The organism is Thalassorhabdus alkalitolerans (genome assembly GCF_042656525.1).
Classification (GTDB): Bacteria; Bacillota; Bacilli; order Bacillales; family Marinococcaceae; genus Thalassorhabdus; species Thalassorhabdus alkalitolerans.
The window spans coordinates 71,737-84,577 of the sequence record NZ_JBHSOZ010000004.1 but is presented as its reverse complement, the minus strand read 5'-3'; the positions used below and the strand labels follow the sequence as shown (position 1 = coordinate 84,577).

Below are 12,841 nucleotides of genomic sequence, written 5' to 3'. Positions count from 1 at the left end.
CCGAGAAACCCTATTGGTTTCAACTATACCAATATTTCTATTATTCTTTCCATTTCTTTAAATTTATTTAATAAAATATTTTTTCTGAAAAATGTTGTTTTTATTAGTTTACCGCGTTAAAATATCAATTATCTTTAGCTCGTTACACAACAGGAGGAACAAAACATGCTTACCTTTTTGCTCGCTATCATTTTGCTGGTCGTTGGATATATATTTTATTCTAAGTTCGTGGAAAAAGTTTTTGGAATAAATGATAAAAACGAGACTCCAGCCTATACAAAAAACGATAATATGGATTATGTGCCTATGAGCTGGTGGAAAGGCAGCTTAATTCAGCTATTGAACATAGCAGGTCTTGGACCCATTTTTGGAGCCGTTACAGGGGCTCTTTATGGTCCTGTTGCTTTTATTTGGATCGTCATTGGATGTATATTCGCCGGAGCTGTCCATGATTACTTTTCCGGAATGCTTTCATTAAGGCACAAAGGGGCTCAATTCCCTACACTTGTTGGACGTTATTTAGGAAAGACCATGCAATCAGCAATAAATATTGTTTCTATTGTCCTTATGATTTTAGTAGCCGCTGCCTTTACAGCCGGGCCGGCCCAATTAATTGCTGAGCTCACTCCTCTTACTTTCTTAACTGCCATTATTATTATTTTTGCATACTTTCTACTTGCTGCGGTACTTCCGGTTAACCGCATTATCGGTAAGGTGTACCCGGTGTTTGGAGGCATTCTGATCTTTATGGCTGTTTCCATTGCCATCGCATTACTTTTCTCTGAACATCAGATTCCAAACCTTACTGTCAGCAATCTGCATCCTCAGGATCTGCCAATTTGGCCTTTGTTAATGGTTACTATTTCCTGCGGGGCTATCTCAGGATTCCATAGCACCCAGAGTCCCATTATTGCAAGGACTCTAAAAAAAGAGTCAGATGGAAGAAAAGTTTTCTACGGAGCAATGATTGCAGAAGGAATTATTGCAATGATTTGGGCTGCAGCTGCCATGACCTTTTTTGGTAACACAGGAGGACTTCAAGAAGCCTTTGCTGCAGGAGGACCAGCTGGAATTGTAAATGAAATTTCAACCAGTCTTCTTGGAACACTTGGTGGAATATTAGCTATTCTTGGCGTTATCATTTTGCCAATCACGACCGGGGATACGGCTTTACGATCTTCCCGTATGATGCTTACCGAGCTTTTTAGTTCGCTCTTTAAAAATTTATCAGGAAAATGGAAAGTGGTTCTTGCGACCATCCCTGTCACCATTCCATGTTTCCTGCTGTCTACCATTGATTATACATTTCTATGGAGATATGTCGGGTTTACAAATCAGACAGTAGCAACCATTATGCTCTGGACAGCCACCATGTATCTTCTTACCAATAACAAGCTGCACTGGATTACCGGTATCCCTGCTCTATTCATGACCGGAATGGTCTCCACCTATGTGTTTTACGCTCCGGAAGGCTTGAATATGGATTATTATGTATCTCTCGTAATTGGTGCAGTCATTACCGTTTTCGTCTGCATATGGTACATCCGCAAAATTGTATCCAACAGGAAAAACCGCTCACAAGATTCGTATACATCAGCGGCATAGAGAAAAAGATCTGCTCCCTTTGACTTGGGGCAGATCTTTTTATTTGGCAATCTTTAGTATGATCTTCAAAAGGAAGGGAAGGACCAAGAACAACACCATCACTCTGATCACGTGAAGACTTGAAACAAGTGTTGGTTCAAGCTGCAGTGCAAAAGCCGTGGAAGCCATCTCAGCGGCCCCTGCCGGAACGGTGCTCAAAAGACTAGTCATATAAGGAAGCGGTGTAAGGAGAAAGAAAATGAGTGCCAGACACAAACTAAACAGAAAAAATAACTGAATAACCCCCACACTTGGAAGGCCAATCAACTTTAGGCGATGAAGCGTAACCTTATCAAATCTAATCCCAATCATGGCCCCAATCAGACCTTGGCCAATGCCTGCTATGTAAGAGGGCGATTCAAGAGGGACCAGAAACTCACCTACTAGAAAACCGATAAATATAGAATACAAAAGAGCTCCCGCGGGGATTTTGACCTTTCGATTCAGAATAATAGAAAGAGAAATGACAACAAATAGAATAGGAAGCAGTAAAGCAAGATTCGTATAAGACCCGTTTACTTGAGCTTCTGTTTCTATTACAGGGTAAAAAATGCCAGCTGCAAATGGTATGACAAGGACAAAGAAGGTAATTCTCGCTGTGTGAAAAGCTGCAACGATACGGTCATCTGCCCCGTATTCCCTGCTGACACTGATCACTTCTGATGCTCCCCCGGGGACACAACAAAAAAAGGCTGTTAATATATCCAAGTCTGTCCATTTATACATCAGCCACCCGAATAAAAGACCTGCAGCCAAGGTCAAGCTAAGCGTTACTAACAATGGAAATAAATAAGTATGTAAGGTAAAAAACAGTTCTTGATCCATCATAAAGCCTATACTTGTCCCAACCATTGCTAGAGCCATTTGAAAAGGAAGGCCTTCAAATGGAAGCTTTTTATAAATAAGACCAATTATGATGCCGAAAAGAAGGGATCCAAGCAGCCACCCAGCGGGAATCCCTAAATATGAAAAAAAACCTCCTGCAATAAGTGCAAGGATTATATATATGATTTGCTGCCATATCATAGTGCTCACCCTCTTTACCTTCCAAACACAGTGTTTCCGCGTAAAAAGAGCCACTTTAATAGTGACTCTTACTTCCGGTTCTTAAGATACTTAATAAAACGTATAACAAATGGTGCGAAAAGAGAAATAGCAGCCAGACTTAGAAGAGCTAAAGAAATAGGTTTTGCAGTAAATATTGCCCAGTCCCCGTTTGAAATCTGTAATGCTCTTCTCATATTTTCTTCCATAATTGATCCTAATATCAGTGCTAGAATCAGGGGTGCTGCCGGAAACTCGTAAAGTCTCATAAACAAACCGATCACACCGAAAATTAGTACAAGAGTAAGGTCAAACGTACTAAAGCTGAGTCCATACACCCCTATCATACAAAATACTACAATAAGTGATAATAGCATAGCTCTTGGTAAATTGAGTATTTTTGAAATAAAAGGTATTAACGGTAAATTTAGTATCAGGAGAACAATGTTTCCTATATACATACTGGCGATAACACCCCAGAAAACATCTGGCCTGTCTTCGAGCATTAATGGTCCTGGTGTAACTCCCATGACAAGAAGGGCTCCGAGTAATATAGCTGTGGTTCCTGAACCTGGGACCCCTAAGGTAAGAAGCGGGACAAAGGAACCACCTGATGCAGCATTATTTGCAGCCTCTGGAGCTGCTACACCCTTAATGTTTCCTTTTCCAAACGTATGACCATCTTTTGCAATTCGTTTTTCCATACTATAGCCAAGAAATGAACCTATTGTTGCTCCTGCTCCTGGCAAAACTCCTGTAAAGAAACCTAAAATGGAACTTCTTCCGATTGGTCCGGAAATTTCCTTTACCTCTTTTTTAGAGAGTTTTAGAGAACCTAAATGATTTTGCTTTTTTGCTTTTCCTCCTCGAAGAAGCATAACAAAAACTTCTGCTAAAGCAAATACACCTAAAGCAACAATTAAAAAGTCAATTCCCTCTAACAATCTTACATTATCAAAAGTATATCTTGGAGTTCCTGTCTGGCGATCAATACCTATGATTGCTACCATGACTCCAAAAACTGCTGCAATTAGGCCTTTAACAACCGACTTATCGGATAGGCTAACCACTGCAGTCAAACCAAGGACCATTAAAGCAAAATACTCTGTAGGGCCGAAAGCAACAGCCACGGTGGATAATAGGGGAGCAATAAACATTAAGCCTACCACACTGATCGTTCCCCCAATAAAGGATGCATAGGCAGCAAGGGCGAGAGCCTTTCCTGCTTTCCCCTGCTTTGATAAAGGGTAGCCATCAAAGGACGTTGCAACCGTCCCTGCAACACCTGGAGCATTTAATAATATAGAGGAGGTAGAACCACCAAAAATAGCTCCATAATACACACCTGCCATCAGAATTAATCCTGAGGCTGGATCTAACCCGTAAGTGATAGGAATCATCAGTGCTAGAGCACTAATAGGTCCAAGCCCTGGGAGCATTCCTATTACCGTCCCCGCTATTACCCCGATAAACACAAACATTAAATTTTCCGGCTGAAGTGCTACACTAAAACCATACATAAGTAAATCAAAAGCTTCCACTGGTCAAGCACCTCCTTTCTAAAACGGCAGAAAACCAGGCGGCAAAAATACACCCAGTGCTCTTGTTAATATAAAATAAAATCCAATGCTGACACTTATAGCAACAATAAAGTTAATTAGGTGTTTTCTATATCCGTAATATAGTGTCATAAGAAAAATAAATAGCATTGTGGTCAGAACAAATCCCGCTAATTCTAGAAGAAAAATGTACAAAAGGACACCGGTTATCGTCACAACCACTTGTACTTTCGGATGCATCCACCAGGATTCAGACTGATCTTGGGTTGGTGTTGTAACATTTTCCTCTGTTTTATCGCTTACCGAATCCTCCCCATCCTTTCCCAGGTCTTTTGTTTCCTGGGTTTCATCTTCTGTTTCTTCCTGAGGTATATCTCCTTTGTCCTTTTCAAAAAATAATAAGACGGAAAGAAACAGCATAGTGAAACCTAGTACTTTTGGAAACAAATCTGCATCTACTGGTCGAGGTATGGGATAAATTGGTATTTGAAAAGCGTAAAAAGTATAGCCAATTGATAAAATAAAAAGAATAATTGCTATTACCTGGTTTGCCCTTAAAGTCTTAAACATCTTTCCATCACCTCTCTGCTCCTAGGTGCGTTACTTTTTATTCACTTTCTGTCATTTCGGTTTACACTCTATGCAGTTGACTCAAATCGTCTATTGGTTGATTAAAAAAGAGGGTGAATTGAAAGACTAAGGTCCTGCCACCCACCCTCTTTTTATTTAGTAGTTTTTAATAATTACTCTTCTACGATGCCAATATCGGTAAGGACATCCTCAAATTGCTCATATTGCTCATCTAAGAATTCACCAAACTCATTGCTGTCCTGATAGGCGTCAATCCACCCATGACTTTCTCTTGTTTCCTCCCAGGACTCCGTTTCCAGCATTTCTGCATACATATTTTCGTAGTATGCTACGGCGCTAGCCGGCATTTCTGGCGGCCCCATGATTCCTCTCCAAATATCAAACGTATAATCGATACCCTGGTCGATATAGGTTTCAGCGTCAGGCATACTATCAAGAGGCTCTTCTGAGGATACGGCAATCGGACGAAGCTCGCCTGCTTCCACTTGTCCCATCGCTTCCCCTACACCAGTAGACACCACATCAACGTGTCCTCCTAAAAGGTTAGTCATAGCCTCCCCACCGCCATCAAACGGCACGTAGTTAACATCACCTGCATTCAACCCTGCTTCAGAGGCAGCACCGGCAAAGGAGATATGGTCCATACTTCCAGCTGAAGAGCCTCCTCCTACACTTACAGATCCTGGATCTTCTTCAATTGCATCGAAAACATCTTGAATAGACTCAAATTCAGAATCATTTCTGACAAGGACAATTGAATAATCCGTGATTAAACGAGAAACTGGCGTAAAGTCATTATGATCGTATTGTGAAGTCCCGCTCAATGGCACTAAGATAATCGGCGGACTTGCTGCAAACAGTAGGTCATCACTCTCCGCCTGAGCTGCAATTTCAGCCCATGCGACCGCGCCCCCGCTTCCAGGTACGTTTACTGGCGCAAAATTCACTGGAGCTAAATCTTCCTCATCAATCACCTGGGCCGTGGTACGTATTAAGGTGTCCCAGCCTCCTCCGGCATCTGCGGGTGCAATATACTCAACATTACTGGTTGGCTCCCAATCTTCATCTACCTCTTCTTCAGTGTCATTGGCAGCAGACTCACCATTTCCATTATCTGCTTCGTCTCCTCCTGCTTGTTCATCGCCGTCACCACAGGCGGCTAATAACAAGACTGTTAAGATAGCTAAAATAGCAATTAAGTTAAAGCGCTTACAAATTTTACTCACCTTGTTTCACCCCTTATATATATTTCTTCACCAATGATATCTGAAAATAAAAAAAATTGAAGATTATCCAAATAATCTTCAATTAGTTCTTTATTCTCTTTTTGTTCATTTTGTTTACGAGAAGACATACCTTCGTTCTGGCCTACCCACTTCTCCATAAGTGACCTGGACGTGAGCTTTTTCTGTTGAAATCATATACTCTAAGTATCTTCTGGCAGTAGACCTGCTGGCTCCAATATCCTTTGCAACTGTCACTGCAGTGGCTCCTTCAGCACCCATTTTCTCTAAAGATGCGTAAACTTTTTCCAAAGTCAGTCGGTCTATTCCTTTCGGTAGGGTGGTCTGCTGTACTGACGCTACAGCAGATGCAGTTCCTCCTCCTATCAAACCATCTACAATTTCCTGGTCCAATTCTTCTTTTTTTGTGAAAAACTTTCTCTTGTTTTTAAGACGAACCAGGGTCTTCTCCAGTCTTTCTGCATTCACCGGTTTTATAATATAATCGAAGATTCCTCCTTTTAATGCTTCCTGAATTGTATTGGCTTCTTTGGCGGCAGTCATCATTATAATTTCCGTTTGACGGTACTTTTCCCTTAGCATCCACATTAATTCCAAACCTTCTACATCAGGAATAAACACATCTAATAATATGACATCTATTTCATAGTCAATTTCTTTTAAAAACTCACTAGTTTCTACTCCACTCCTCGTCATGCCGGCTACCTTAAATCCCGGGACCCGTTCTACAAAAGCTTTATTTATCTCTGCTATCCTGAAATCATCTTCTACTATCAATACCGTGTAATTATCTGCTGTCATCTATACCCCTCTCTTTCTATTCTTCCAGGTTCAGCCTTTGGAATAGATACAATAAAACAAGCTCCCCCCAACTCACTTTTTTCTAATGTAACCATTCCCCCTAAATTATTAATGGCCTTCATGGTTAGGGCTAAGCCAATCCCTCTATGTTTATCACTTTTCGTAGAGTACCCTTCCATGAAAATCTTTTCCATTATAAGAGGGGAAACCCCTGGGCCGCTGTCTTCTATTTCAAATACAATTTCTTCTCCCAAATCAGTAAATGATACATGAATTAAACGATTTTTCTTGTCATTTTCAAGCAAGGATTCACAAGCGTTTTCTATCAAATTTCCAAGAATAGTAATCAAGGCTTCTCGTTGTTTATCTGTTAAGACAGAGGACAGCTGGCTGTATTTATCAACAGAAAAAGTGATTCCTAATTCATGAGCCCTGTTCATTTTCCCTAATAAAACAGCGCTTACCATTGAATCGGTTACATTCTCGATGAAGAAGTGAAGCCATCCCTGTTGAGTTTTACTTTCTTGATCAATTAATTCAATAGCTTCAGGGACCTTTCCAAGCTGGAGAAGGCCAGAAATTGTATAAAGCTTGTTAGAAAACTCATGGGTTTGCGCTCTAAGGCCTTCTGCATACTCTCTTACCTTTGATAACTCTCTTGAAAGCTCCATTATCTCAGTTTTATTACGGAAAGTAGAGACAGCTCCTAGTACTTTATTCTGGCTTTTGATAGGAACTCTATTTACAACCAGATGATGATCCTGTAGCCACAGCTCTTTGTTAAAATGGGCTCTTCCTGTAGCCAGAACTTCTATTAAGCCTGTATTTTTTATAATTTCTTGAATGGGTGCCCCTATCACGTCTTTTTGGTTTTTTTTATCGGATAAATACTCCATCGCTGTTTGATTTATCATTGTAACTGTCCCTTGCTCATTAACTGCTATAATGCCCTCATGGATCGACTGGAGAATAGCTTCTTTTTCCTCAAACATGCGGCCAATCTCCGCCGGCTCCAATCCATGAATCGATCGTTTGACATGGTAAGAAATTAGAACAGAACCAGCTAACCCTCCAAAAGTGATCATCGCTAACAAAATCCATGTGTCCGAGATATACTCTTGAGCAGTCACCTGCACCTCGTCCTCTAAAAAACCAACCGAAACAACTCCAATGACAGCGCCTTCATCTGAAAGTACAGGAACCTTCCCTCTTATGGAAAGGCCTAGTGATCCTTCAGCCTGAGACACATACGATTCCCCGTGTAATAAAGCTGGATCGTTATCGCCGCCGACCATTTTTTGGCCAATCCGTTCCTCAATAGGATGAGAATACCTTATACTGTCCGTGTTCCCAACGACTATAAATTGAGCGCCGACTTCCTCTCTAATATCCTCAGCAATTGGCTGAATTATTTCTTCAGGAGACTGTTCATTAAAAGCTGAACGTAATTCCGGAATCATCGCCACACTTTGAGCAACACTTAACGCCCTGTTGCCCATATGTTGTTCGACATATTGGGAATATTGCTGATGATAATAGTACCCCATAAGTAATATCGTAATTAAAATTAATGAACTTGTTAATAAAATCATTTTTTGCAGGAGACTCAACTGGGGTTTCCAGAGAGGAGTTAAGTTGAAATTTTTCATGGTGCTTCCTCCCTGTATCAGTTATCTTTTTTCAATTTTTTTCAATCTTTTGTCACTATTATGACATATTTCCTACCAAACATAAATTTTATTTTTTTCTAAATTAGTTTGCATTCTGGAAAATACCATGATAAGATGTAATTAATTATCTTGACTCGTTGCGATGTAAAGATGAAGTTTTTTCTCTTGAAAGTAATGCAAGATAGTAATAATGCGTGCGGCAATCCGCACATATAGGAGGATTTATTCACATGGAACAAGGTACAGTTAAATGGTTTAATGCAGAAAAAGGTTTTGGTTTTATCGAGCGTGAAGGTGCAGACGACGTATTCGTACACTTCTCTGCTATTCAAGAGGAAGGCTTCAAAACTTTGGAAGAAGGCCAACAAGTTAGCTTCGAAATCGTTGAAGGTAACCGTGGACCACAAGCTGCTAACGTTCAAAAAGCGTAATAGCATATATTAAAAGGGACTCGTCAGAGTCCTTTTTTTATTGCGTATACAGTTTTCTTTTCAGAATAAACAGACCAGATTATTAAAATGACTGAAAAAGCCACCGCTTCTAGAGCGGTGGCTTTTTCTGAAGCCCTTAAGAAGTATTCATTGGAGCAAGGATAGAAGGATCCACAAAGATGGTACACTTAAAACGGTGGTAACCAATGTAATGGATGAAACAAGTTTCGGGTTTGCATCAAATTGCACTGCCAGCATAGCTGTCGTTGCAGCTGAAGGCATAGATGCAGAAACGATCAGCACAGCAGCAAGCGTTGGACTGGCTGGCATCATCAGCGTAAGTACGTAAGCAATTATTGGAGATAGCACTAAACGCAGTATGGTGCCATACCCCACTAGGCCCCACTGAAAGCTTTTCACCGATATTGTCGCCAACTGCATCCCCAGGATAACCATTACCACCGGGATTGCTGAATCAGCTAATAAATCAATTGCACCTAAATAGGAATCTCCCATTTGAATATTTAAGTATTGCAGAGCTAAACCAAGGAACAAGGCATACATAACTGGCATTTTTAAAGAAATCCGTATAGCTCCCCTTGCATCCATATTACTCCTATTAGCTACATAAACACCAAATGTATTCATAAGCAAAGACTGAACAACCATATAAATAACAGCAAAGGCAAAGGCTTCTTCCCCAAAGGCAAAAAGAATAAGGGGAGCTCCGTAATTTCCTGCGTTTGTAAATATTGTCGCAAGGTTCATCCCACTTACCGTTTTACTGTCCCATTTATATATCTTGGCGACAATGAAATTACAAAGAAGCATAATCACCAAAAAGACAATGGAGAAAACCACAATAATTAAGTAATTGCGGTCAGGCACTGTTGTGTAAAACGTCCTGAATACTAATGCTGGTGTTAATATGTATAATGCCACCGCAGAAATAGACCTAATTTCCAGAACCTGCTTTTTCTGCAGCCAATATCCTCCCATAAATATAAGAGCAATTGGGAGCAGCACTTCTATAAATATCTCCAAAACTCCCTCACTCCTTGTCTGTAGTGTAAAGGGGCTGCCCTAAAGGCTTTTTCAGCTGCAATCATTCATTAAAGGAACAATTACAACAACCATTCAATCTAGACTTCATTCGGCCCACCGTATACCCTGGCCTGAGCTTTACCTTCCTCGTAAGCAACAACTGCTCACTATGGTACCTTTTGCTGCTGTTTTTACAGGTATGTTAACTGAAGTTAATTAACAATGAAGCTGACTTGACTTAATGGGTTACTCTTTTTTTCATCATATTCTTTTGCACCTACGAAAGACCTCATATGTATGAATGACAATTTACTCATTTGCCAAGTATTCTATCGTATCTTTTAGTACTGCTATTCCACCCAGGCAGTCACTTAGGTTGGTAAACTCTTCTGGACTATGACTTTTCCCTGCTTTGCTTGGAACAAAGATCATACCTGCGGAAACCTTCTTCCCAATATTCATGGCATCATGCCCTGCTCCGCTTGGAAGCAGACGGTAAGCAAGACCATGTCTTTGGGCCGCTTCCTCTGTAATCCTTTGAATATTCTTTGAAAGAGGGACAGGAGGGAGTGTAAGGAGCGTCTTCCATTCCATCTCTAATTCTCTATTTTCAGCAATGGCTTCAGCTGTATTTTTCACTCTTGCAATTACCTCATTACGAGCCTCTTCCTTTATATCTCTAATATCTATAGTCAATTCTGTCTGGCCGGAAATTACATTCGAACCGTTAGGAAGTACATGAACCTTACCCACAGTCGCTACAGCAGAGTCGCTCACTGCTGTAGGCACTTTTTCTATTTCAGTAATCAATTCCCCTGCGGCTGCTACGGTATCTTTTCTTAAATTCATTGGTGTATTTCCAGCGTGGTCTGTTTCTCCATAAAAGGTTACAGTTTGCCAGGAAGGACCAGCGATACCGTTTACGATACCGATTTTTTCCTGGTTATACTCCAGCTGTTTTCCTTGTTCAATGTGGAGTTCGATGAAAGCGTGAATACTGTTTTCCGGGTACTTGCTTTCTTCAACTTTGGCGGGCATAAAGCCCATATCCTCCATCGCCTCATAAATTGTAATTCCTTTGTTGTCTTTTACTTGATGAAGCTCCTCCTTCGAAACTTCTCCAATCATCGCTCGACTGCCAAGAAGGCCGCTTCCAAAACGAGTTCCTTCCTCATCTGCAAAAACGACAATTTCTATGGGACGGATATGTTTCTTTTCTGAATTTCTAAGTGCTTCTACAGCCATTAGCGAGCTGATGCATCCCAAAGCTCCATCAAATGCTCCACCTTCAGGAACGGTATCCAGATGAGACCCCGTCATAACAACAGGCATTTCTGGATTCTCCCCTTCAAACCTGGCGATCATATTTCCGACTGAATCTTCCCAAACGAGTCCCCCTATATCTTCAAGCCAGCTCTTAAACAATTCCTTTGCTTCTTTTTCTTCTTCCGTGTAGACATATCTGGAAACTCCCCTATTAGGAAGGCCTCCAATCTGAGCCATTTCAGAAAGCCTGGAAGCAAGTACTTCTGCATTCACACCAGGATAACTACCACAATTGTAAAGATCTGTTAGAAGCCTTTCTTTTAAAGAAGTCATTTTACTCTCTCCCTAGATAAATATTATGTAAAAAAAGGAGCCGATCCTTCCCATATCAGTCTTAGGGCAACAAGAATGAGGACCAGTCTGAGAAGAAAAACAATGGACTCACTGTTAAGTCTTTGATTAAGGTTTGCTCCTATTTTTGCTCCAACCCATGCTCCCGCGGTTAAAAGAAAGACGTAAAGCCATTCAACATTACCCATTGCCACATGGGTAATTGAACCAGTAATCGCGGAAAGAAAGATCATAAACATGGAGGTAGCCACAGCAACGTGAGGAGGGAAAAGAAAAATCATAATCATTACCGGAACCATAATTGTTCCGCCGCCAATACCAAACAACCCTGATACTCCCCCAACAAAAAAAGCAATAGGTATCGCTACTTTTAAGCTGTATCCATATATAGTTTTTTCTCCTGTATCACTTTCCCATTCCCTTTGGATGGACTGTTTGAGTGGGAAAGGCTTTAAGCGATGACGAAGCATCAGGAGAATGGATATTCCTAAAATAAAAAATCCAAAAATAATAGAAAAGCCTTCAAAATCAAAAAAACTATTCACATACGCCCCAAGAATTGCCCCAGGGCCGCTGCCCATAAAAAAATAAAGGCCGCTTTTGTAATCAACTTTTTTTTGCTTCATGTAAGCCAGGGTAGAAGAAAGTCCTGTTGCTAATACAACGACCATTGACGTTCCTACAGCCAGCTGAGGACTTATTTCGGGAATAATCAATGTATATGTACCTAAAAAAAGGAGTGCTGGTACAATAATCAGCCCTCCCCCAATACCTACAAGACTTGCCAACACTCCTGCCAGCAGTCCGATAAGTAATAAGATAATTATCATTGCCATCAATCATACACTTCCTGTCTTTATAATGGGAAAGTCACCATTTTTTTCGTTTCTTTCTATATTGGATGCATTTTAACTTTTTTGCAAATGATTTAAAGATTTAGATTTCGTTTTGTTTGACCTATTGATTCTCAATCATGTAATTCTAATCACTTCAATTTTTTGAATTAAATGTACCTTGACTGTTTTATAATCTTTTCAGAATATTTAGTTGACACCGAAAATTGAAGCGGTTACAATTAATCTGTGTTTTTGAATGCGTATTCAAAAGTGTGACTGTGTTTTAATATCTCCTACCGTTGCAAAAACAAAGCAAAACTGAAAGTTTAAAACTCATATGTTCCATTTGCCTTTTTGAAT

At 40.4% G+C, this 12,841-nt stretch carries 11 protein-coding genes; 2 read left to right on the top strand and 9 right to left on the bottom strand.

Going from position 1 to position 12,841, the window contains the following annotated elements:
• The first annotated feature begins 165 nt into the window (after positions 1–165).
• Positions 166–1,605 carry a carbon starvation CstA family protein gene (locus ACFPU1_RS09920; protein WP_385940643.1) on the top strand — a complete coding sequence of 480 codons (1,440 nt, stop codon included), beginning with the start codon at positions 166–168 and terminating at the stop codon, positions 1,603–1,605.
• Positions 1,606–1,644: 39 nt separating this feature from the next.
• Here ACFPU1_RS09920 and ACFPU1_RS09915 read toward each other — a convergent pair whose 3' ends face one another.
• The 6 genes from ACFPU1_RS09915 to ACFPU1_RS09890 all read right to left on the bottom strand — a co-directional run bounded on the left by ACFPU1_RS09915 (position 1,645) and on the right by ACFPU1_RS09890 (position 8,532).
• Positions 1,645–2,670 carry an AbrB family transcriptional regulator gene (locus ACFPU1_RS09915; RefSeq protein WP_385940641.1) on the bottom strand — a complete coding sequence of 342 codons (1,026 nt, stop codon included), beginning with the start codon at positions 2,668–2,670 and terminating at the stop codon, positions 1,645–1,647.
• A 68-nt stretch (positions 2,671–2,738) separates the two neighbouring features.
• Positions 2,739–4,208, bottom strand: coding sequence for a tripartite tricarboxylate transporter permease (locus tag ACFPU1_RS09910; RefSeq protein ID WP_385940928.1), 1,470 nt, complete (start codon positions 4,206–4,208; stop codon positions 2,739–2,741).
• A gap of 39 nt (positions 4,209–4,247) precedes the next feature.
• On the bottom strand, positions 4,248–4,817 hold the full coding sequence (locus ACFPU1_RS09905) for a tripartite tricarboxylate transporter TctB family protein (protein ID WP_054637481.1): 570 nt from the start codon (positions 4,815–4,817) through the stop codon (positions 4,248–4,250).
• Positions 4,818–4,990: 173 nt separating this feature from the next.
• On the bottom strand, positions 4,991–6,064 hold the full coding sequence (locus tag ACFPU1_RS09900) for a Bug family tripartite tricarboxylate transporter substrate binding protein (RefSeq protein ID WP_054637482.1): 1,074 nt from the start codon (positions 6,062–6,064) through the stop codon (positions 4,991–4,993).
• Between the two features lie 114 nt (positions 6,065–6,178).
• A complete protein-coding gene (locus tag ACFPU1_RS09895; RefSeq protein ID WP_385940638.1) occupies positions 6,179–6,883 on the bottom strand; it encodes a response regulator in 705 nt (234 codons plus the stop codon).
• A complete protein-coding gene (locus ACFPU1_RS09890; protein WP_385940636.1) occupies positions 6,880–8,532 on the bottom strand; it encodes an ATP-binding protein in 1,653 nt (550 codons plus the stop codon). The genes ACFPU1_RS09895 and ACFPU1_RS09890 overlap by 4 nt, the downstream gene beginning before the upstream one ends.
• A 251-nt stretch (positions 8,533–8,783) precedes the next feature.
• On the opposite strand from ACFPU1_RS09890, the gene ACFPU1_RS09885 reads away from it, so the two are divergent.
• Entirely contained in the window at positions 8,784–8,984 is a 201-nt protein-coding gene (locus ACFPU1_RS09885; RefSeq protein WP_054637484.1) for a cold-shock protein, read from the top strand.
• Positions 8,985–9,131: 147 nt separating this feature from the next.
• Here ACFPU1_RS09885 and ACFPU1_RS09880 read toward each other — a convergent pair whose 3' ends face one another.
• From ACFPU1_RS09880 to ACFPU1_RS09870, 3 genes are all read right to left on the bottom strand, one after another.
• The gene (locus tag ACFPU1_RS09880) at positions 9,132–10,028 is read right to left on the bottom strand and encodes an AEC family transporter (RefSeq protein ID WP_385940634.1); all 897 of its coding nucleotides are present in this window, start codon (positions 10,026–10,028) and stop codon (positions 9,132–9,134) included.
• 309 nt (positions 10,029–10,337) lie between these two features.
• Positions 10,338–11,627 carry a Zn-dependent hydrolase gene (locus tag ACFPU1_RS09875; RefSeq protein ID WP_385940632.1) on the bottom strand — a complete coding sequence of 430 codons (1,290 nt, stop codon included), beginning with the start codon at positions 11,625–11,627 and terminating at the stop codon, positions 10,338–10,340.
• 23 nt (positions 11,628–11,650) lie between these two features.
• Complete coding sequence (locus ACFPU1_RS09870) at positions 11,651–12,481, bottom strand: sulfite exporter TauE/SafE family protein (protein ID WP_385940630.1); 831 nt, start codon at positions 12,479–12,481, stop codon at positions 11,651–11,653.
• Between the last annotated feature and the right edge of the window lie 360 nt (positions 12,482–12,841).